Annotated in this window: 21 protein-coding genes; 9 read left to right on the top strand and 12 right to left on the bottom strand. The window is 66.7% G+C overall.

What is annotated here, in order from left to right:
• Nucleotides 1-45: 45 nt before the first annotated feature.
• On the top strand, nucleotides 46-504 hold the full coding sequence (locus ACWRN3_RS13255) for an Lrp/AsnC family transcriptional regulator (protein ID WP_255175682.1): 459 nt from the start codon (nucleotides 46-48) through the stop codon (nucleotides 502-504).
• A 115-nt stretch (nucleotides 505-619) separates the two neighbouring features.
• Nucleotides 620-1,267, top strand: coding sequence for a hypothetical protein (locus ACWRN3_RS13250; RefSeq protein ID WP_476740902.1), 648 nt, complete (start codon nucleotides 620-622; stop codon nucleotides 1,265-1,267).
• 7 nt (nucleotides 1,268-1,274) lie between these two features.
• Here the strand turns inward: ACWRN3_RS13250 and ACWRN3_RS13245 are convergent, their stop codons facing one another.
• Nucleotides 1,275-1,730 (bottom strand): Lrp/AsnC family transcriptional regulator, encoded by a 456-nt coding sequence (locus tag ACWRN3_RS13245; protein ID WP_476740901.1) that lies wholly within the window; start codon nucleotides 1,728-1,730, stop codon nucleotides 1,275-1,277.
• A 106-nt stretch (nucleotides 1,731-1,836) separates the two neighbouring features.
• On the opposite strand from ACWRN3_RS13245, the gene ACWRN3_RS13240 reads away from it, so the two are divergent.
• Nucleotides 1,837-2,478: a LysE family translocator gene (locus ACWRN3_RS13240; RefSeq protein WP_255173671.1), complete on the top strand. Its 642-nt coding sequence runs from the start codon at nucleotides 1,837-1,839 to the stop codon at nucleotides 2,476-2,478.
• 11 nt (nucleotides 2,479-2,489) lie between these two features.
• Here the strand turns inward: ACWRN3_RS13240 and ACWRN3_RS13235 are convergent, their stop codons facing one another.
• Nucleotides 2,490-3,467: a hypothetical protein gene (locus tag ACWRN3_RS13235; protein WP_476740900.1), complete on the bottom strand. Its 978-nt coding sequence runs from the start codon at nucleotides 3,465-3,467 to the stop codon at nucleotides 2,490-2,492.
• A gap of 142 nt (nucleotides 3,468-3,609) precedes the next feature.
• On the opposite strand from ACWRN3_RS13235, the gene ACWRN3_RS13230 reads away from it, so the two are divergent.
• Complete coding sequence (locus tag ACWRN3_RS13230; RefSeq protein ID WP_476740899.1) at nucleotides 3,610-3,840, top strand: hypothetical protein; 231 nt, start codon at nucleotides 3,610-3,612, stop codon at nucleotides 3,838-3,840.
• Nucleotides 3,841-3,842: 2 nt separating this feature from the next.
• Here the strand turns inward: ACWRN3_RS13230 and ACWRN3_RS13225 are convergent, their stop codons facing one another.
• The 4 genes from ACWRN3_RS13225 to ACWRN3_RS13210 form a co-directional block, all read right to left on the bottom strand.
• Nucleotides 3,843-4,346 (bottom strand): DUF456 domain-containing protein, encoded by a 504-nt coding sequence (locus ACWRN3_RS13225; protein ID WP_275181989.1) that lies wholly within the window; start codon nucleotides 4,344-4,346, stop codon nucleotides 3,843-3,845.
• Between the two features lie 102 nt (nucleotides 4,347-4,448).
• Complete coding sequence (locus tag ACWRN3_RS13220) at nucleotides 4,449-5,648, bottom strand: NAD(P)-dependent malic enzyme (protein ID WP_324643505.1); 1,200 nt, start codon at nucleotides 5,646-5,648, stop codon at nucleotides 4,449-4,451.
• Nucleotides 5,649-5,937: 289 nt separating this feature from the next.
• A complete protein-coding gene (locus ACWRN3_RS13215) occupies nucleotides 5,938-6,546 on the bottom strand; it encodes a TetR/AcrR family transcriptional regulator (protein WP_476740898.1) in 609 nt (202 codons plus the stop codon).
• 138 nt (nucleotides 6,547-6,684) lie between these two features.
• A complete protein-coding gene (locus ACWRN3_RS13210) occupies nucleotides 6,685-7,968 on the bottom strand; it encodes an MFS transporter (protein WP_476740897.1) in 1,284 nt (427 codons plus the stop codon).
• A gap of 157 nt (nucleotides 7,969-8,125) precedes the next feature.
• On the opposite strand from ACWRN3_RS13210, the gene rraA reads away from it, so the two are divergent.
• From rraA to ACWRN3_RS13195, 3 genes are all read left to right on the top strand, one after another.
• Entirely contained in the window at nucleotides 8,126-8,587 is a 462-nt protein-coding gene (rraA, locus tag ACWRN3_RS13205; RefSeq protein WP_324645327.1) for a ribonuclease E activity regulator RraA, read from the top strand.
• A 121-nt stretch (nucleotides 8,588-8,708) separates the two neighbouring features.
• A complete protein-coding gene (locus ACWRN3_RS13200; RefSeq protein ID WP_476740896.1) occupies nucleotides 8,709-10,373 on the top strand; it encodes an MDR family MFS transporter in 1,665 nt (554 codons plus the stop codon).
• Nucleotides 10,374-10,602: 229 nt separating this feature from the next.
• The gene (locus tag ACWRN3_RS13195; protein ID WP_324643509.1) at nucleotides 10,603-12,045 is read left to right on the top strand and encodes a sugar porter family MFS transporter; all 1,443 of its coding nucleotides are present in this window, start codon (nucleotides 10,603-10,605) and stop codon (nucleotides 12,043-12,045) included.
• A gap of 121 nt (nucleotides 12,046-12,166) precedes the next feature.
• Here the strand turns inward: ACWRN3_RS13195 and ACWRN3_RS13190 are convergent, their stop codons facing one another.
• The 6 genes from ACWRN3_RS13190 to ACWRN3_RS13165 form a co-directional block, all read right to left on the bottom strand.
• On the bottom strand, nucleotides 12,167-13,393 hold the full coding sequence (locus ACWRN3_RS13190; RefSeq protein ID WP_476740895.1) for an MFS transporter: 1,227 nt from the start codon (nucleotides 13,391-13,393) through the stop codon (nucleotides 12,167-12,169).
• 46 nt (nucleotides 13,394-13,439) lie between these two features.
• Nucleotides 13,440-13,880, bottom strand: coding sequence for a MarR family winged helix-turn-helix transcriptional regulator (locus ACWRN3_RS13185; RefSeq protein WP_476740894.1), 441 nt, complete (start codon nucleotides 13,878-13,880; stop codon nucleotides 13,440-13,442).
• Nucleotides 13,881-13,921: 41 nt separating this feature from the next.
• Entirely contained in the window at nucleotides 13,922-14,413 is a 492-nt protein-coding gene (locus ACWRN3_RS13180) for an N-acetyltransferase family protein (RefSeq protein ID WP_476740911.1), read from the bottom strand.
• A 129-nt stretch (nucleotides 14,414-14,542) separates the two neighbouring features.
• Nucleotides 14,543-15,706 carry a mannitol-1-phosphate 5-dehydrogenase gene (locus tag ACWRN3_RS13175; protein ID WP_255173682.1) on the bottom strand — a complete coding sequence of 388 codons (1,164 nt, stop codon included), beginning with the start codon at nucleotides 15,704-15,706 and terminating at the stop codon, nucleotides 14,543-14,545.
• Nucleotides 15,706-17,772: a PTS mannitol transporter subunit IICBA gene (locus tag ACWRN3_RS13170; protein WP_476740893.1), complete on the bottom strand. Its 2,067-nt coding sequence runs from the start codon at nucleotides 17,770-17,772 to the stop codon at nucleotides 15,706-15,708. The genes ACWRN3_RS13175 and ACWRN3_RS13170 overlap by 1 nt, the downstream gene beginning before the upstream one ends.
• Before the next feature lie 88 nt (nucleotides 17,773-17,860).
• Nucleotides 17,861-18,589, bottom strand: coding sequence for a TetR/AcrR family transcriptional regulator (locus ACWRN3_RS13165; RefSeq protein WP_476740892.1), 729 nt, complete (start codon nucleotides 18,587-18,589; stop codon nucleotides 17,861-17,863).
• 161 nt (nucleotides 18,590-18,750) lie between these two features.
• Between ACWRN3_RS13165 and ptsP the strand changes: the two genes are divergently transcribed.
• Together ptsP and ACWRN3_RS13155 are read left to right on the top strand one after the other, a co-directional pair.
• On the top strand, nucleotides 18,751-20,436 hold the full coding sequence (gene ptsP / locus ACWRN3_RS13160) for a phosphoenolpyruvate--protein phosphotransferase (RefSeq protein WP_255173684.1): 1,686 nt from the start codon (nucleotides 18,751-18,753) through the stop codon (nucleotides 20,434-20,436).
• 42 nt (nucleotides 20,437-20,478) lie between these two features.
• On the top strand, nucleotides 20,479-20,901 hold the full coding sequence (locus tag ACWRN3_RS13155; RefSeq protein ID WP_255173685.1) for a helix-turn-helix domain-containing protein: 423 nt from the start codon (nucleotides 20,479-20,481) through the stop codon (nucleotides 20,899-20,901).
• The last annotated feature ends 72 nt before the right edge of the window (nucleotides 20,902-20,973 follow it).

The raw sequence follows: 20,973 nt of genomic DNA, 5'->3' as shown, positions 1-20,973 counted from the left end.
ATTCTGATCAAATCCTGACAATGAAGCAGCCAGGAAGTGGTCAGATTGCAGGAACTGGACGCCACGGACAAGCGCATCCTGAACGCCTTGGACGAAGACCCGCGCATTCCGATCATGGTGCTGGCACAGAAGCTGGGCCTGGCCCGGGGAACCGTGCAGTCGCGGCTGGAACGGATGTCGGCGTCGGGGGCACTCCGCCCCAACAGCAGCCGCGTACTCCCGTCGGCCCTCGGCAGGGGTGTGGCCGCGGCCGTGAGCGCAGAACTGGACCAGAGCCACCTGAACGAGGCCATCGCCGCGCTGCGCAGGATCCCCGAAGTCCTCGAGTGCCACGCGCCGGCCGGTGATACCGACCTCCTCATCCGCGTGGTGGCCAAAAGCCCTGACGACCTCTACCGGGTCTCCGAAGAAATCCGGCTCTGCCCCGGCATTGTCCGGACGTCCACCAGCATGTTCCTGCGCGAGGTCATCCCGTACCGCACCACCGGCCTGCTCGAAGGATAGCCCTCCCCATCGCCGGGTCCGGCACGCGCCGCTAGGCTGGCATCCAGGAATTCACTGGGGGGACAACCATGGCGTGGGACTTTTGCGGCACAGACGTCGAAGCTGCGGGCATCCAGTGAGGCGCCTTCCGGCCGCCGCACTCCTGGCCAGCGTGCTCCTGTTGTCCGGCTGCGCGTTCATGCCGGCCGGGGAAAAAGCGCCCATCGTGGCTGAGGGCAATTCCCAGTTCACACCGGAAGGCATCAACGCGATTAAGAGCAGCGGGAAGGTGGCCTTCGACTTCACCCGCCTGCCACTGGACCTGTCCGCCCTCGGGCTTCCCTCAGGATCCGACGGAGCCCTGGTGGCAGCGGATTCCGGCAAGCTGATCGATGTCAGCATGACCACGCCCCGCGGCGTGGTCGACATGCGGACCGACACCATCCGCATCCGTCCCGGCGCGGACAACACGGTGGACCACATCGACATTTTCATCAACTACCCGGACGCACAGGACGCCAACGCCGAAATCAGGCGGGCTGCGGATGAACTCGGGTTCGTCATTCTCCAGGACGCCGAACCTATCGGCACCGACTTCAAAGACGGTTCCGGCAAAAAGCAGTGGAATCCCGGAATGGGCAACAAGACGGGAACAGTATTTTCCGCCGAAATCCTCTCCAACCACGACACCGGCCGGATGACATTCATCTACTCCGTGCACCTCGCCGGAAAGTACTACACCCCGGAGGCCCAGGCCGGCATCGCTGCCACTGGTAAACCCTAGGCGGCTGCTACACCGGCGGCCCCGCGTTGGACTTCAGGTTCTTCATGACCAGCGTTGAGGTCAGCCGCTCCACCCCGGGCAGGGATGTGAGCTCGGTGTCGTAGAAGCGCTGGTAGGCCGGCAGGTCCGCCGCGATGATCTTCAGCAGGTAGTCCGGTGACCCGAACAGCCGCTGCGCCTCAATGATGTTGGGATTCTCCGCCAACCGGTTCTCAAAGATCTCCATCGTGGACCTGTCCACCTGGCGGAGCGTGACAAACACGATCGCCTCGAATCCCAGGCCCACGGCAGCGGGGTCGACATCCGCCTTGTACCCGCGGATGACTCCGGACTGCTCGAGATCCCGGAGCCGGCGGTGGCACGGCGCCACCGTGAGGCCCACCTTCGCAGCGAGGGCGGTGGCAGTCATCCGGCCGTCCTCCTGGAGGTGGCGCAAAATATTTCTGTCAACTTGATCCAGCACGCAATAAATATACTGCGGTTGCCGCGGGGCGGGCGAAAACAGGACAGCACTTTTGGCCTGATTCTTCCTATGGTTGCTCCTGAGAGCCCTTAGACAGGAGAATCGCATGAACCCGCAGCTGTTCCTGGCCTTTTTGGTGGTGGCCGCCGCCCTGGCCTGCACCCCGGGAGTGGACTGGGCCTACACCATCGCGGCCGGTCTCCGGCAGCGCAGTTTTGTCCCCGCAGTCGCAGGGCTCTGCGGCGGGTACGTCCTCCACACGGCCCTGCTGGTGGCAGGCCTGGCTGCGGTGCTGGCCGGAATGCCCGGAGTCCTTGGCTGGATCACCCTGGCGGGCGCCGGCTACCTGCTGTGGCTCGGGGTGGGAACCCTCCGGTCATGGCGCGGCGCCAGCTTCAGTGCGGATGCCGCCGTCGGGCCCGGAACACAGCTGCGCACCTTCCTGCAGGGCATGGGCACCAGCGGCATCAACCCCAAGGGCCTGCTCTTCTACGTGGCCCTCATTCCGCAGTTCGTCAGCGCCGACGCGTCGCTGCCCGTCCCGGTGCAGTCGGGCCTCCTGGGCATGACGTTCGTGGCGCTGGCAGGCCTGGTCTATACGGTGGTGGCCCTGTTGTCGCGCACGCTGCTGCAGAGCAGGCCCGGCGCAGCGCGGGCGGTAACCCTGGCCAGCGGCATCATCATGGTGGTCCTGGGGACTGTGCTGCTCGGCGAGCAACTGCTGCCCTTCCTGGCCAACCACTCGTAGGCCAACGGGTCCTAATCCCCGCTGAGTTCCTTCCAGTCCTGCTCCCAGATCCGGCGCATTTCCTCATCCTTGCGGATGGGCGCCGGAGCCTCCAGCTCCCGCTGGGGTTCAGGGTCCCCGCGCCGGCGTCCCCAGTCGCGCGGATTCAGCGAGCGGCGGCTCGATTCCAGGACCAGCAGCGCCCGGTCCGTCAGGGCGTCATTGCGCAGCGCAAGGTGAGTCTTGCGGCGGCGCAGGACCTCGACGATCGCCTGGTGGGCAGCGTCCAGCCGGCCTTCCCTGCGCAGGGCGCGGGCACGGACCAGCAGCAGGGCAGCGGAGAGGTCGTCCGCGTTCAGCAGTCCCTCCGTCCAGTCGATGACCGTGCGGCTTCGGCCCAGGCTGAGGGCAAGGGAGCAGCGTGCCAGGGCCATGGGAAGCGACGGCGGCAGCCCCGCCAGCGCGTCGAGCGCAGCCTCCGTGCGGCCGGTCTCGCGCAACGAGTGGGCCAGGGCCAGGAACACCGATTCCTCGCTGAACAGGACGGGGATCTCCACCCGCTCAGCCAGCTCGATCCGGGTGACGATCCTGGTGAGATAGGTGGAGGAGTACCTGTTGGCTTCATCGTCGTTCCTGGTGGTGAGCCCCCGCTGAAGGAGCTCGGAAGCGCGCAGATAGCCGCCGTGCTTGTACACCAGCAGCCCGGCCATCAGATAGCAGAGCCCGGCCCATCCGGGATAGGCGCGCGCCAGGGTGATCAGGCGTTCCGGCTCGCGGCTCGTAAAGACGGCTTCGTGGACCGCTTTGGCAGGCTTGGGCAGCAGCCGCTTGAGCCGGGGCACCTCGCCGTCGATGGACAGCAAAGCGGGGTTGCGTCCGCCCAGGACACCGGTCAGCAGGCCACCCACTCCCCCGGCAAGGTCATGGACAGGAGTGCGCAGCTGTGCCTGTCCGAAAGGGGTGAGGTCGCGGCTGTCCCAGTAAATCGGTGCAGTCTCCCCGGCGCTCATCCTTAAATGCTAACCGGCAGCTGATGCCTGCTCGATGCGCTGCATCGCTGAGCACAGACATGGCGAAGGCCTTGTCCCGAACATCATTTTCAGGAAAGGTAGTAAGCACCCTTAGTAAATAAATCCCGTTGAGGAGAATGCCATGCAAATCGACAAGAACCAGATCCTTGAACTCCTGCGGTCCCAGGGAGACCAGGGCAAAGCCTCACAGGCAGAGTCGGAACTGCCGGACCAGGTGGACACCGAACAGCATGCCGGGCTGCTGTCCAAACTCGGCATCAACCCTGCCGAACTGCTCTCCAGGCTTCCCGGCGGACTCGGCGACAAACTTCCCGGCGGCCTGGGCGACAAGCTCGGAGGACTGGGACTCTAGAATCAGCCGTTCGCGGCGGCGATCCACACACCGATCACCCAGGTGCTGGCAGCAAGGCAGGCGAGCCCGAATTCAGCGAGCATACCTACGCCGGTGGCCTTCAGTGCGGCCCAGCTGGACCTCGCCGCCGTCGTAAAGTTCCGCGTGCGGAGGAACTCGCTGGCCAGCAGGCCGGCAGCAAATCCCACGAAGAGCCCCACCACGGGGATGATGAACATCCCCACGACGCCCGCCACCAACGCCACCACGATGCTGCGGCTGGGAATGGCGTGCTGCTTGAGTTTCCTGCCGGTCAGGACGGCACCTGCCGTCATTCCCGCGGCGACAAAGATCATGGCCACCGCGAACACCACCCACCCCGCCGTCCCGGCACCGCCCCAGATGGCCCACGCCAGCAGGCTGACACCGATCAGCACGCTCCCGGGCAGGACGGGAATGATCGTGCCGGCTACCCCCACCAGGATCGCCAGGCCGCACAGGATGGTCACCACGGTCTCGGAGCTCATGATGCCCAGTCTAGGTGCCCTGGTTCAGCGCCTTAACGCCCGACGGCGGCGCCTCCTTCGGGGAAGGAGGCACCGCCGTCGTGGTTCCGGAGGAAAGGAGCCCTACTCCGCTTCCACCGCTGCGGCGACGGCGGCGGTGACCGCCGGGGCCACGCGCGGGTCCAGCGGGCTGGGGACGATGTAGTCCGCCGACAGGTCCTCGGCGGCAAGCTCGGCAATGGCACGTGCCGCGGCCAGCTTCATGGCCGGCGTGATGCGGCGGGCCCCTGCGTCAAGGGCACCGCGGAAGATGCCCGGGAACGCCAGGACGTTGTTGATCTGGTTGGGGAAGTCGCTGCGGCCCGTGGCCACGACGGCGGCGTACTTCACGGCAACCTCGGGCAGGACTTCCGGGTCCGGGTTGGAGAGAGCGAAGACGATGGCGTCCTGGTTCATGGAGGCCAGGTGTGCCTCGTCCAGCTTGGAGGAGGAGACGCCGATGAACACATCGGCTCCAGCGAGGGCTTCAGCAGGGCCGCCGGTGATGCCGCGGGGGTTGCTGCGGCCGGCGATGTCCGCCTTCTTGCTCCCGGGGCTGGCGGCCAGGTCCTCCCGGCCGCTGTTGATGACGCCCCGGGAATCGAGCAGGACCACATCGGTGATGCCGGCTGCGAGGAGGATTTCGGCGACGGCGATCCCGGCCGCGCCGGCGCCGGACACCACGACCTTCAGCCCTTCCAGGCCGCGGCCGGTCACCTTGGCAGCGTTGGTCAGCGCAGCAAGGGCGACCACGGCAGTGCCATGCTGGTCATCGTGCATGACCGGGCAGTCCAGGGCTTCGATGAGCTTTTCCTCGAGCTCGAAGCAGCGCGGCGCCGAGATGTCTTCAAGGTTCACTGCGCCGAAGCTGGGACGCAGGCGGACCAGGGTTTCCACGATCTCGTCGACGTCGGTGGTGTTGAGGACCAGCGGGATGGAGTCAAGGTCGCCAAAGGTCTTGAACAGGGCGGACTTGCCTTCCATGACGGGCAGCGAGGCGCTGGCACCGATGTTGCCCAGGCCCAGGACAGCCGTGCCGTCGCTGACAACGACCACCAGGCGCTCGGCCCAGGTCAGCGTGCGTGCGAGTTCGGGCTTGGCGTGGATGGCGCGGCTGACCTCGGCGACACCCGGGGTGTAGGCGATGGACAGGTCCCGCTTGTTGGACAGCGGAACAGTGCTGGTGACGGACAGCTTGCCGCCCTGGTGGGCGCTGAAGATCTCGTCTTCGGTCAGGGCAGTCGCTGCTGAGTTGTCGGTGGCGGTGATTGCGTCAATGGACACGTCGTTGTCTCCTGGTGCTTGCCGTGGGCGCACGGCACATGGAACTGGAGCCCGGCAGCGGGCCCAGCATGGAAAAGTAGTGCGACAGGAAACCCAGGGGTGGCGGGTCCGTGGGAACGCCGGGGATGTTTCCGCCCTGCCGCTCCTGTGCCTCCATGGTAGGCAGCCCCGGACTGCCTTGGTGGCACCTCTTGACAGCGGCGACGCCTGATAAAACGTTTTATCTGCCATATATGTGGCCCGCATCACGTGATTATGGCGGATTTAATCCGACTTTGGTCTAGACCAGTTACGCCGATCGACTCACTGTTAACCCGGCCTCGGCTCCCGGAGACAGCCGCCCGCAGGCCTTTTTAAGGTCTTCCTCGGCTTCGAAGAGCGAAAGCCGGCGGTTCCGCACGGACTGGACCAGACCAGTGACCGTCAGGAGGAGGACCCTTGCTCCCACGGCATCACCACAGGCGCCCGCTACGAGCTTTTCGCTGAGTGCATCGATCTCGCGCAGGAGTTCCGTGGTGTCCTTGTCCGGCAGGTACACGCCCCGGCTCAGGCATTGCTCCACCGCGGGCTGCATGACGCGCATGTGGAAAATTTCCATCAGCAGGCCGGAAAGTGCGCGGCCCCGGAAGCGGGCGGACGAGCCGCGGGAGCCTGCCTCCAGTTCGTCCAGCTGCTGCCGGTACAGCGCCAGCATCAGATGGGTGGGGGACGGAAAGTAGCGGTAGAGCGTGCCCAGCGGTACGTCTGCTTTTTCTGCGACCTGGGAGAGTTCCACGGCATCAAGCCCCGTGCGGGCAAACCCGGCGGCGGTATCAAGGATCCGTGCGTAGCGGAGGCGCTGGCGTGGAGCGGAAGGCCTGGCGGCCATGGGCGGATGGTCTGAAAAAGTCTCGGGCATCAGCATTCCGGGGTTGTGTCGTAGGGACTGCGGCCAGGAGCGCCCCCACTTCCGTACCGCCCTGCAGCCCGGTTCAACTATACGGCACAGGCACATGCCCTAATTAGTCAGCGGCCTTATCTTCAGGCCCCCAAGGGGTCAGTCGACGCCCCTGATCTTCACCACGAACACGGCGCCCAAGAGGCCAATTGCAGCGGCGGTGAGGAACAGTGTCCGGTAGCCGCCCCAGTGGTTCACGGCCAGCAGCGCCAAAGCCGGGGCAACCACCTGCGGCAGCGAGTTGGCCACGTTGATGACGCCCATGTCCTTGCCCCGGCTGACGGCGAAGGGCAGGACCTGTGTCAGCAGCGCAAAGTCCACGGCCAGGTAGGCGCCGAACCCGATGCCCAGGACCGCGGCACCGGCCAGCGCGCCGGGCCAGACAGGAAAGAACGCCATGATGGCTCCGGCCATGGCGATGGTGGCGGAGGACCCGATGACGAAGGGCTTCCGCCGCCCCACCCTGTCACTCCAGGGCCCCGCGACGACGGCAGTGATCATCACCATCACGGCATAGATGCCGGTCAGGACCAGCACTCCCGTGGCGGGATCCCCGTGGTGGATGACGTCGCGCAGGAAGAAGAGGAGGTAGACGATGGTCAGCTGGTTGCCCACATTGACCAGGAAACGGGTCAGCCATGCCCAGGCGAAGTCGGGGTAGATAAACGGGCTGATCCAGAAGCCCTTTATGAAGACGCGAGGGCGGAAAGCCGCCAGTTCCGACTTGGGAAGTTGGGGGTCGTTCCGGTGGAACAGGTACGGCAGCACGGAGAACAGCAGCGCACCTGCGCAGAGCCAGTAGCCCACCATGAAGTTCCCGGAGACCACGGCGCCAAAGACCGCCCCCGTGAGGATGCCGAGGGTCTGGCCCATTGCCGCGAGTCCGCCCACTCCCCCGCGCTGGACCACCGGCACCCGGTCCGGGACTGCGGCGGTGATGGCGGCGTAGGCGGCGTTTGCGCCCAGCTGCACCAGGCACCAGAAGAGAACCATGAGCGCCACCGCACCCGAGAAGGACATGGCCAGCAGCGCCGCGGTGGCAAGCACTGCCCCGGCCAGCACCCACGGCGCGCGCCGCCCGAACCGTGACGTGGTCCGGTCCGACAGCGCACCGAACAGGGGGTTGGCCACCAGCGACACCGCCGCGCCGCAGGCCGTGACCAGGGACAGGATGGCTTCCTTGGCGGGTGCATCGATGCTGATGGCCTGCTGGCCGATGAAGACGTTGATGGGGCCGAAGAAAGCGGCATTAATCCCCACGTTTACCAGCACCAGCCCGGTCACCCAGCGGGCAGTGACCCGCTCAACCGGTTCGGCGAGCGCCGCGGCCGGGGAGTGGCCGGCGAAGGTGCCATCCGGCGCGGGCGTATTGGACACACTCATTGGTTTGGCTCCCCCCTGGTACGGCCGGTTGGCGGTGGGATCAGACTATCGTGGGCGGTAACGCGCCGCCCTGCGCCAGGCGCCGGATGTGCATAATCCACCACTACGCGAGGAGAGCCACGTGACCACACCAGCAGGAAACGGATCCGCACCGGCCATGAACACTGCCGATCTCTATGATGAGCGCGGCGACGCACTGGCATCGGTGTCCCTGCAGTTCCAGTCCCTGGGTGGCCGGTCCCATTTCAGCGGTCCGGTCAGGACCATCCGCTGCTTCCAGGACAACGCCCTGGTGAAGTCCACGCTCGGCTCGCCGGGGAACGGTGCGGTACTGGTGGTGGACGGCGGTGGCTCGCTGGGCACTGCCCTGATGGGGGACATGATCGCCGAAAGCGCCGTCGCCAATGGCTGGGCCGGCGTCGTCATCAATGGCGCCATCCGCGACCGGCTGGCAATCGCTGAACTGGACCTCGGCGTCAAGGCCCTCGGGAGCAACCCCAGGAAGAGCCGGAAGGCCGGAGCCGGCGAGGTCGACGTGGACGTGGTGATCGACGGCGTGACGTTCCGCCCCGGAGCCACCGTCTGGTGCGACCCCGACGGCATCCTCGTGGAACCGTAAGGGCGGACGGGCAAAAGCTTCAGCAACAAAATACGCACGGCGGGGAATAGAAAGAACCAGTAAGATAGTTACTGAAAGCAACTATCGCTGCTTATATCCTTTTTCTTCCCTTGGAGCACCCATGTCCAAAGCCACTGCCGCGCCAGGCGCCGGCGAAACCCTGACGCGACGCCAGATCGTCACAGTAATGGTGGGCCTGATGCTGGGCATGTTCCTGGCATCCCTTGACCAGACCATCGTCTCCACGTCCATCTACACCATCGCCAACGACCTGGACGGACTCTCCCTGCAGGCGTGGGCCACCACCGCCTACCTGATCACGTCCACGGTCAGCACCCCGCTCTACGGCAAGCTGAGCGACATCTTCGGGCGCCGCCCGCTGTACCTGACCGCCATCGCCGTCTTCCTGGTGGGCTCGCTTTACGCCGGGTCCGTGCACTCGATGACCGAACTGGCCATTGCCCGCGGCATCCAGGGCCTGGGTGCCGGCGGCCTGCTGGCCCTGGCACTGACCATCATCGGCGACATCGTCTCGCTCAAGGACCGTGCCAGATTCCAGGGCTACTTCATGTCCGTGTTCGGAATCTCCTCGGTCCTGGGGCCGGTGGTGGGCGGCGCGTTCGCCGGTTCCGCCAACATCCTGGGATTCGACGGCTGGCGCTGGGTGTTCTTCATCAACATTCCCATCGGCCTCGCCGCCCTGACGGTGGTGTTCCTGTTCCTGCACCTGCCCGCAAAGCACCTCAAGCAGAAGATCGATTACTGGGGCGCGGCAGCGATCACCGTAGCCATCGTTCCCCTCCTCCTGGTGGCCGAACAGGGCCGCACCTGGGGCTGGACATCGCTGAACTCCTTCCTCTGCTACGGCCTGGGCGTGGTGGGCATTGCCTGGTTCCTGCTGGCGGAAAAACGCGCCGGCGACTACGCCCTCATCCCGCTGCGGCTCTTCCACAACGTCACGTTCGGCCTGTCCTCGCTGCTGAACTTCATCATCGGCATCGGCATGTTCGGCGCCATCGCCATGCTCCCGATGTACCTCCAGCTCGTGAAGGGCCTCACCCCCACCGAAGCCGGCCTGATGATGATCACCTTCACGGTGGGCATCCTGTTCGGATCCATCACGGCCGGCCGCACCATCTCCGCCTCGGGCACGTTCCGCATCTTTCCCATCATGGGTACCGGAATCCTGACGGCGGCGGCCCTGGTGATGGGCTTCTCGCTGGGAGTAGACACGGACCTGTGGGTGCCGGGCCTGATTGCGGTGTTCTTCGGAGTGGGCCTGGGCTTCTGCATGCAGCCGCTCACGCTGGCCATGCAGACCTCGGTACCGCCGCGGGACATGGGCGTGGGGACCTCCTCGGCAGCGTTCTTCCGCTCCATGGGCGGTGCCGTAGGAACCGCCGTCTTCATCTCCATGCTGTTCAGCCTGGCTGCCAGCCGGATCGCCGACAGCATGAAGGCCGCCGCCACGGACCCCGCCTACCTGGCCGTGCTCAAGGACCCCGCCGTCGCGTCGGACCCGGCCAACGCCAAGCTGTACGACTTCTTCAAGAACGGTGCGTCCAACGACTCCCTGAACGACACCAGCTGGCTGCACACCGCCAACAGCACCCTGACCAGGCCCATCACCGAAGGCTTCGCCACGTCCATTGACACGGTGATGCTGACCGCGGCAGCCCTGACGGGCCTGGCCTTCCTCATCAGCTTCGCCCTCCCCCGGAAGAAGCTGACCGACCAGAAGGCATCCCCGCAGGACAGGGACAGCATGGAGATTCCGGCGCACTAGCCGGGTGCCCCACCCCGGGAGCGCACTGAACGGACGACGACGGCGGCACGGCCCGCCGTCGTCGTCCGGCGTTTAAGGGGACAGTCGCTTAAGGGGACAGGGGCGCCAAGTGGAACCTAGGGCGGTGACGTGCCACACTGTTTAGCGCGTGTGCGCCGGCCCCTTTGGCCGGTACCGCAGCCGACGACGTCCGCACCGCATCCATAAAACCCCAAACCCAGGGAGAACCATGCCCACTGCACAGGAGCAGACCACCACCGGGATTCCGCGGCGGGTGATCTGGCTGGCGCTCGCGGGGGCGGTGGGCGGATTCCTCTTCGGCTTTGACTCGTCCGTGGTCAACGGGGCCGTGGATGCCCTGAAGGAAGAATTCGCGCTCTCCGAGGCCGTGACAGGCTTTGCCGTGGCCATTGCCCTCCTGGGCTGCGCGGCCGGCGCCTTCCTGGCCGGCAAGGTGGCGGACCGGCACGGCCGCATCCCCGCCATGAAACTGGGCGCGCTGCTGTTCCTGGTCAGCGCCCTGGGCACCGGGTTCGCTTTCGGCGTCTGGGACCTGGTGTTCTGGCGCCTGGTGGGCGGGCTGGGCATCGGCCTGGCATCGGTCATCGCTCCGGCCTACATCTCCGAGATTTCGCCGCGGCAGGTGCGCGGCCGACTGGCCTCGCTGCAGCAGTTGGCCATCACCACCGGTATCTTCGCCGCCCTGCTGTCCGACGCGCTCCTGGCCACCACTGCCGGCGGCGCGGACCAGCGCTTCTGGCTGGGCATTGAGGCATGGCGTTGGATGTTCCTCGCTGCCGCAGTCCCGGCCGTGGTCTACGGCTGGATTGCCTTCACCCTGCCCGAGTCCCCGCGGTTCCTCGTGTTCAAGGGCAAGGAGGACGAGGCCCGGAAGGTCTTCGCCTCGATCGCCCCCGCCGAGGACACCGACCGGCACATCCGCGAGATCCAGGAAGCCATCGAGGAAGACAAGGTGGCCGGCCAGAAGGGCTCGCTGCGCGGGAAGACCCTGGGCCTGCAGGCAGTGGTCTGGGTGGGCATCGTCCTGTCCGTGCTGCAGCAGTTCGTGGGGATCAACGTGATTTTCTACTACTCCACCACGCTGTGGAAGGCTGTGGGCTTCCAGGAGAAGGACTCCCTGGCCATCTCGGTGGCAACGTCCATCACCAACATCCTGGTTACCCTGGTGGCCATTGCCCTGGTGGACCGCGTGGGACGGCGGCCCATCCTGCTCGCCGGCTCCGTGGGAATGGCCGTGTCCCTGGGCGCCATGGCCCTGGCGTTCTCCTCGGCCATCGGCTCCGGCGAGAACATCACCCTCCCGGGTGCGTGGGGTCCGGTGGCCCTGGTTGCCGCCAACGTGTTCGTGGTCAGCTTTGGCGCCTCCTGGGGACCCCTGGTGTGGGTGCTCCTGGGCGAGATCTTCCCGTCCAGGATCCGCGCCCGGGCCCTGGGCCTCGCAGCTGCCGCGCAGTGGGTGGCCAACTTCGTGATCACCCTCAGCTTCCCGGTCATGGCGTCCGCGTCCCTGCCGCTGACCTATGCCATGTACGCCCTGTTCGCTGCCGCGTCCTTCTTCTTCGTCATGTTCAAGGTGCCGGAGACCAACGGCATGTCCCTGGAGCAGGCCGAGACGCTGTTCGTGCCGAAGGGTTCAGCGAAAGCCAAGTAACGCCCCCTCACATCCCGCGGCCTTTCCGGCGACGCCCCATCAGCTTTCGCCGGACAACAGCAAACCCTCCATCACATGGCGTGGTGGAGGGTTTGCTGTTTACTGCCTAAAAGTGCGGCGGTTACACGACGTGAGGTTCGTGCGAGGACAGGTAGGCCCGGCCGCCGAACGCGATCAGGATGGCGATCACCATGGCCACGGCGCCGGCGAAGAACGGGACCTGCGGGCCGAAGTGCTCGCCGAGCTGGGCTGCCGCGAACGGGGCCAGTGCGCCGCCCATCCAGCGGACGAAGTTGTAGCCGGAGGATGCCACGGGCCGGGGCGAATCGGAGACGCCCATGGCCAGTTCGGTGAAGATGGTGTTGTTGACGCCCAGCAGTGCACCGGCAACGATCACCAGCACGACGACGGCAGGAACCGAGTGCCCGGCAGCCAGTCCCAGGCCGGCCAGGTCCAGCATGAGCAGGAACAGCGTGCCCGTCAGGACCTTCACGGCGCCGAAGCGGGCCTGCAGCGGCGGAGCCACGAAGACGGAGAAGACTGCCACGGCTACGCCCCAGCCGAAGAAGACTCCGCCGATGCCGTACGCGTCCATGCCCAGGATGAACGGGGTGAAGGCCAGGATGGTGAAGAAGCCGTAGTTGTAGAACAGTCCGCTCGCCGCCGTCGTCCGCAGTCCCTTGTGGCCCAGCGCCAGGAGGGGGTCCCGCAGCCGCACCTTGCGTTCGGGCAGCGGGGTCGTGGGCAGCAGGGCGATCAGGGCGATGAAGGCGGCGGCCATCAGGACGGCGGTGCCGAAGAACGGTGCGCGCCACTGCCAGCCGCCCAGGAGGGCGCCAAGGAGCGGCCCGAGCGAAATGCCCAGGCCCAGGGCGGCCTCGTAGAGGATGATGGCGGTTCCGGCGCCGCCGCTGGCCACGCCCACGATCACGGCGAGGGCGGTTGCCACGAAGAGGGCGTTGCCCAACCCCCAGCCGGCGCGGAAGCCCACCAGCTCACCGACGCTGGCGGACAGGCCGGACAGCGAGGAGAAGACGACGATGACGGCCAGGCCGATCAGCAGGGTCTTCTTGCCGCCGATCCGGGAGGAAACAAAACCCGTGATCAGCATGGCCAGCGCGGTGACCAGGAAGTAGCTGGTGAAGAGCAGGGATACCTCGCTGGGGCTGGCGTCCAGGTTGGTGGCGATGGCCGGGAGGATGGGGTCCACCAGCCCGATGCCCATGAAGGCGAACACTGCGGCGAGGGCGGTGGCCCAGACCGCCTTGGGCTGCTTCAGGAATGAGGCCTTTTCGGCCTGCAGGGTTGATTCTGGTGCCGGCAGGGTTTCTGCGAGCTGGCCGTCCATGGAGGGTACTCCTAAGTTCGTGGCTGATTCAGGGTGGGTGGCTGGTTCAGTTCTGGAGGGATGCATTGATCTTGTCGATGACCGGCAGGGCCTCCGACAGGGCTTTGCGGTCCTGGTCGGTGAGGGTGCTGAGGATGTCGGCCATCACCTGGTTGCGGCGCTTGTTTGCGGCGTCGACGGCGGCACGGCCTTCGGGGGTGAGGATCACCCGGACGGCACGGGAGTCTGCCGGATCCGGCTCGCGGCGGGCCAGGCCGGCGCGTTCAAGTTTGATGATCTGCTCGGTGGCGCTGGGCACGCGGACCCCGAGGTTCCGGGCGATTTCACCGACGCGCTGGCCTTCACCGAGCAGCATCTTGAGCGTGCTGAGCTGGGCGGCGCTGAGTTCACCGTCCGCGTCGAGGCGCCGGACCAGGTAGACGCTGTGGCGGAGGGCTTCGCGGAACCCGCTGGCTAGTTCCTGGAGCTGGGGATTGTTGGTATTCATCGTTAGGTACCCTAACATTTAGGGTACCTAACGGTCAAGGCCTAGAGGGCCAGCTTCATGCCGACGTGGCTGGCCTCGAAGCCCAGCTGCTCGTAGAACCGATGCGCTGCCGTGCGGCTTCGGTGCGTGGTCAGCTGCATCAGGGTGCAGCCGCGCCTGCGGGACTCCCCGACCGCCCAGCCCACCATCAGCTTCCCGAGTCCCTGGCCGCGGAGGGACGCGTCCACCCGGACGCCCTCGAGCTGCGAGCGCCAGGCACCCTTCCGGGAGATGCCGGGCAGGAAACTCAGCTGGAAGGTGGCAACTGCCGCGCCTGCGGCTTCGCCGTGCGGCACCAGTTCGCCCACCACCAGCAGATGGTTCCGGTCTGCCGCTATCGCGTCGAAGGCATGCTCGTACGGTTCCATGTCCTGCGCGGTTTCGCGGCCTGCGCCCAGGGCATCATCGGCCAGCAGCCGCACCATGGCGGGGAGGTCGGCCGGGGTGGCGTGGCGGAGGCGGAACGTGCCGCCGTCGACGTCGGCAGTGAACAGGGCAGGAACGGCATCTTGGGCAGGGATCACCTGCCCAGCTTTGCACAGGAAAACCGCGACGCCGGCACCCGCGTGGGTGCCGGCGTCGCGGTTTGTCGAGTACGTCGGTTATTCCGGAAGGCGGCCAGGTCAGGCGGGGGTGCCGGCCAGCTCCGCCTGCCGCTCCTCCACCAGGGTGGCAACGGCATTGAACAGCGGATGGTCTTTCTCGAGCCCGGTGATCTTCGCCGTGGCATCGGCCGGGCTGGCCGAGCCCAGGATGCCTGCCAGCTCGGTGGCCTCGGCATCGCCGGGATCCGTGAACCGCAGGGCGGCGGCAATGGCGCCGAGGAGGGCCTCCGGCACCACGCCGCGTTCCGCCAGCTCCGCCGCCGGGCCGATGAAACGTTCGTGCCGGCTCAGCTTCCGCAGCGGCGCACGGCCCACCCGGGTCACGGTGTCCGGCAGGTACGGGTTGGAGAACCGGACCAGGATTTTCTGGACGTAGGCCTCCTGTTCGTCGTTGCTGAATCCGTGCTTGGCCACCAGGAGCTGCTTGGTTTCCTCGAGCACCGCACGCACGTCTTCGGCCACATCCTGGTCCGCCATGGCGTCCGAGATCTTCTCCACGCCCGCTTCGAAGCCGAGGTACGCGGCAGAGGCATGCCCGGTGTTCACGGTGAACAGCTTCCGCTCAATGTAGGGCGAGAGGTCATCCACGAAGGTGGCTCCCGGAATCACCGGAACGGAATCGCCGAAGGCGGTGCGGTCGATGACCCACTCGTAGAAGGTTTCCACCGTCACGTCCAGGCCCTGCCCGGCCTCCTGGTTGGGCACGATCCGGTCCACGGCGGTGTTGGCGAAGACTGCCTTGCCGTCGAGCACTGCGGCGGTGACACCAGGCTGGGAGGCCACCTCTTTGGCCAGGATGTCCGTGGCGTTGATGGCGTTCTCGCAGGCCATCACCTGGAGGGGCGCAAGCCCCGGTTCCCTGGCAACGATGCCCTTGGCGATCACGGGCGCCACGAACTTCAGGATGTGCGGGCCAACCGCCGTGGTGACGATGTCCGCCGTCGCGATTTCGTGGACCAGCTCCGCTTCCTGGGCGTTGGAGTTCAGCGCCCGGAAGTTGTCCACGGTGCGCACGGCGGGGTTCTCCCCCACCTCGTGCACCGCATAGCTGTCCGCCTGCGAGAGCCGGGTGATGAGTTCCTCAGCCACGTCCGCGAACACCACCTCGTAGCCTGCGTCATGCAGGAGCAGGCCCACGAAGCCGCGGCCGATGTTGCCGGCACCGAAATGTACAGCCTTCACTATGCGTTGACCTTTCCGAAGAGCTCCAGGACTTCGTCCTCGGACGTGGCAGCCTCCAGCCGGGCCACCTGCTCCTTGTTGGTGAACACCTTGGCGATGGAGGACAGGATGTGCAGGTGCTCGTTGTTGATGCCTGCCACGCCCACCACGAACTTCACTTCCTTGCCGTTCCAGTCGATGCCCTCCGGGTAGCGGATGACAGAAACCGCGGACTTGCGGATGTGGTCCTTGGCGGCGTTGGTGCCGTGCGGGATGGCCAGGAAGCTGCCCATGTAGGTGGACACGGATTCCTCGCGCTCGTGCATGGCGGTGATGTAACCCTCATCCACGGCGCCCCGCGCCAGCAGGAGCCGGCCGGCCTCGTCGATGGCGGCATCGCGGGTGGTGGCCGAACCGGTGAGCACCACGCTCTCGCGGGCCAGGATCTCGGAGGTTCCGTTGGCGGCGGCTGTTCCGCCTGCCGTCGCCGCACCTGCAGCTGTTCCCGCGGCAGCGGGCGTTGCGTCCACGGGGGCGTCTGCGGCGTGGGCACCGTGGGTGGTGCCGGCGTCGGCCGTTCCACCCTCAGTGTTGCTGTCGCGGACCAGCTCGACGATCTCGTCATAGCGCGGGCTGCTCATGAAGTTGTCCACGGAGTAGTGGACGGCGCTGGACGTGGCCGGCTTGGCGCGTTCGGTGAGGTCCTGGTGGGTGACCACGACGTCGTAGGTGTCCGTGAGGTTGGCGATGGAGGCATTGGTGACCTTGACGTCCGGGAAGCCGGCAGCCTTGATCTTGTTCCGCAGCACCGAGGCGCCCATGGCGCTGGAGCCCATGCCGGCGTCGCACGCGAACACCACGTTCCGCACGGGGCCGGCAAGGACGCCCACGCCGCCGCGTCCCGCGGCAGCGGCACCGGCACCGGCACGGGTGAGGGTGGAGGCGACGGAGCTCTTCTTGCCCTTCATGGCCTCCATGCGGGCGGTGGCGTCACCCAGGTCGGCCTCATCGCTGTGCTTCGTGGTGCGGAGGATGACCGAGGACACCAGGAAGGAAACCGTCGCGGCGAGCACCACGGAGAGGATCACCCCGAAGTAGCTGTCGCGGGAGGTCTGCGCCAGGACGGCGAAGATGGAGCCAGGCGCGGCGGGTGCCACCAGGCCGGAGTTGGTGATGGCCAGGGTGGCGATGCCGGTCATGCCGCCGGCGATGGTACCCAGGATCAGCAGCGGGCGCATCAGGACGTACGGGAAGTAGATCTCGTGGATGCCGCCGAGGAACTGGATGAGGGCTGCACCGGGAGCCGATGCCTTGGCGGCGCCGCGGCCGAAGAACGTGTACGCAAGCAGGAGGCCCAGGCCGGGACCGGGGTTGGCTTCCAGCAGGAACAGGATGGACTTGCCCTGCTCCAGGGACTGCTGCACGCCCAGCGGGGTGAGGACGCCATGGTTGATGGCGTTGTTCAGGAACAGGACCTTGGCGGGTTCGATGAAGATGCTGGTCAGCGGCAGGAGGCCGTTCTGCACCAGGAACTGGACGAAGTTGCCGGCGGCCGTGCTGAAGGCGGTGACCAGCGGGGAGATGCCGTAGAAGCCCAGCAGGGCCAGGAGCGCGCCCCAAATGCCGGCGGAGAAGTTGTTCACCAGCATTTCGAAGCCGGGGCGGATCTTGCCGTCCCAGATGGAGTCGATCTTCTTCATGGTCCAGCCGCCCAGGGGGCCCATGATCATGGCGCCGATGAACATGGGGATGCCGGCGCCCACGATCACGCCCATGGTGCCGATGGCTCCCACCACGCCGCCGCGGACGTCGTAGACCATCTTGCCGCCGGTGTAGCCGATCAGCAGCGGCAGGAGGTAGGTGATCATGGGGCCTACCAGGCCGATGTTCGGCTTCCCGCCGGTTTCACCGAAACCACCGAGCTGCGGAACGGGCAGCCACCCCTTCTCGATGAAGAGGGCGGTGATGATGCCCCAGGCGATGAACGCGCCGATGTTGGGCATGATCATGCCGGACAGGAATGTCCCGAACTTTTGGACGTGCACGCGCGCGCTGGTGCGGGGTTTTGCAACTGTCTCTGTTGCCATGTGATTTCCTAACCGTCATTCCTGCTGCTCCGCAGGATTGGTCCGATGATTACGACGACGTACTGCTGGGTAATGCGGGGTTGTGGGGCTATCCGGCCGGGCTGGTGGAGATCCGGTGGAGCCATTCGAGGAAAAGCTTGAGTTCCGAGCTGGAAAGCTGGTCAGAGTGCGAGGCCTGAAGTGCGGCGTTCAGGGCGATCGCTGCCACCACCACCGAGGACTTCCCGGTGCCGCCCGGGGCCGGGCCGCTGGCGGGCTCGGCAGACACCGCGAAAATCATGGCGTCCCGGGTCATGGTGGACAGTTCGAGGTTGCGTTCGGTGGCGGGCTCCGCGATCAGCATGAGCGTCACGCCCACGTTGGCCGCCAGGATGGACCTGGCCGCTTCCCTGGGCTGGACGTTCAGCTGGCCCGCCGCCGCTGCTTTATTCAGCATCTCTTCCATCAGCGCCTCGGCATCCGCCACGATGGCGGGCCGGCTTTCCGGACGGATGTTGCCGAACATCACCAGGTACAGCTCGGGCTGGTTCAGGCCGAACTGGACGTGGTTGTCCCACATTCTCCGGATGTCCTCAAGGGGCTGTCCGGAGGGGGCGAAATCCCTTTCGCCCGCGACATATTCCTCAAACCCTGCGGCGACGACGGCGTCGAACAGACCTTCCTTGTCACCGAAGTGGTGGTAGAGGGTGGGAGCCGAAACCCTTGCCAGCTGGGTGATCTGGCGGGTGGAGACCGGAGCTCCGGCCGAATTTGCCAGCAGTTCCGCGGCAGCACGGAGCAGCCGCATTTTGGGGGGAAGCTGGCCATCCAAACTCATAACCGCTACCCTAACACCTATAGCGTTGCTATATGAACTGAATCACATACAATTTTTTCAGGCACGTTTCCCGCCCCTGGACGTAGCAGTCCTCCGGCGGACCCGGCACGGCGCCGGAGAACTTGGCGGGCCTGTCTACCGGCAGAGAATGAGGACCTTCAGTGCAGAACTTCCCAGGAGTAGGCGTCAGCCCAGGCCGCGTCATCGGCACCATCCGGCAGATGCCCAAACCCATCAGTGAGCCTCCCGCCGGTGAACAGCTGGCTCCGGACACCACTGCCGAGGAAGCCACCGCAGCGCTGAAGGCTGCTTCCCAGGCGGTGCACGACGAGCTGAAGGAGCGCGCCGCGCACGCCATCGGCGACGGCAAGGCTGTCCTGGAGGCCACTGCACTGATGGCCAAGGACACCATGCTGATCAAGGGGGCGGCCAAGCTGGTGGCCCGGGGTGTTTCTGCCGAACGCGCCATCTGGGAATCCGGCTCCTCTGTGTCCGAGATGCTGCACAACCTGGGCGGCTACATGGCAGAACGCGCCACCGATGTCCTGGACGTCCGTGCCCGGATTGTCGCCGCGCTGCGGGGCGTGCCCGCGCCCGGCATCCCCGCCTCCAACACCCCGTTCGTGCTGGTGGCAGAGGACCTTGCCCCCGCGGACACGGCAACCCTTGACCCGAACAAGGTCCTGGCGCTGGTCACCGCAGGCGGCGGCCCCCAGTCCCACACTGCCATCATCGCCCGCTCCCTCGGCCTGCCCGCCGTGGTTGCCGCGGTGGGCGTCGACGAACTGCCGGACGGCACCGAGGTGTACGTGGACGGCGCCGGCGGCAGCATCACCGCTGAACCTGACGAGACCCTCCGTGCAACGGCGGAAGCGTGGGCAGCCACGGCGTCGCTGCTGGCTGAGTTCACCGGCACGGGCACGACGGCGGATGGCCACCAGGTGCCGCTGCTCGCCAACGTGGGTGGCGGCAAGGACGCCGAAGCCGCCGCCAAGCTCGGAGCCCAGGGCGTAGGCCTCTTCCGCACCGAGTTCTGCTTCCTGGAACGGGACACCGAACCTTCCGTTGAGGAGCAGGCGGCTGCCTACAAGAGCGTCTTCGATGCCTTCCCCGGCAAGAAGGTGGTGCTGCGCACGCTCGATGCGGGCGCGGACAAGCCCCTGCCCTTCCTGACCGATTCCACGGAGCCCAACCCGGCCCTTGGTGTCCGCGGCTACCGCACCGACTTCACCACCCCCGGCGTCCTGGACCGGCAGCTCGAGGCCATCGCCCTGGCCCAGCAGCAGTCCCAGGCTGACGTCTGGGTAATGGCACCCATGATCTCCACCGCGGAGGAAGCCTCGCGCTTCGCTTCGATGTGCGCGGACGCCGGCATCAAAACCCCTGGCGTCATGGTGGAGGTTCCTTCCGCGGCCCTGACCGCCGAGGCCATCCTGCGCGAAGTCAGCTTCGCCAGCCTTGGCACCAACGACCTCACGCAGTACGCCATGGCTGCCGACCGCCAACTCGGCCCACTGGCCAACCTGAACACCCCGTGGCAGCCCGCGGTCCTGCGCCTCGTTGGACTGACCGTCGAAGGGTCCCGCGCGGAGGGCCACGACAAGCCCGTGGGCGTCTGTGGTGAGGCTGCCGCCGATCCCGCCCTCGCCGTCGTCCTCACCGGCCTTGGCGTCAGCACCCTGTCCATGACGGCGCGGTCCCTTGCCGCGGTGGCAGCGGTCCTGAAGACCGTAACCCTGTCCGAAGCCCAGGAGCTGGCCAAGCTGGCCCTGTCCGCGCCGAGCGCCACCGAAGCCCGCGCCTGGGTGCGGGAAAAGCTCCCGGTCCTGGAGGAACTGGGGCTCTGACGCCTGCGGGCACGCCGGCCACACCCGGGATAGGCTACGTCCATGGCACTGATAGCCCCCCGCGTCACGGCCGGCCTGCCCGCCGGCGAGGCCCGCAGCCTGACGCGCGCCCTCGAGGACAGCAATGACATCACCGTGTTCGTGGACGGCACGGTCCACCGGCTGCCCGGACAGGCGAGGGACGCCGTCGTGGATCTCCTCGCCAGGCTGGGACGCGGCGAAACGGTGACCGTGAGCAGCGTGGAGGAGATGCTGACCACCTCGCAGGCGGCCGAACTGGCCGGGATTTCGCACACCTACCTCCGCAACATGACGGACCGCGGCGAGATCCCGGTGGAGTACCGCGGATCGCACCGCCGGATCCGGACGGCCGACATCATGACGTGGCTGGAGAAGCAGAAGCTTGCGGAGCAAAAGCGCAAGCACGAAAAGGACGCCGGCGGGCACGCCGGCACGGCCGGGTAGTGGGGGCCCCCCCGGCGGGGGCGCGGCGCCCCGCAACACGTGGGGGGGGCGCCCCCCCCCGGGGAGCCAACC

It is taken from the genome of Pseudarthrobacter sp. rb (assembly GCF_056389225.1).
Note: the sequence above shows the minus strand (reverse complement) of the source record. Positions and strands in the feature narration are given on the sequence as shown.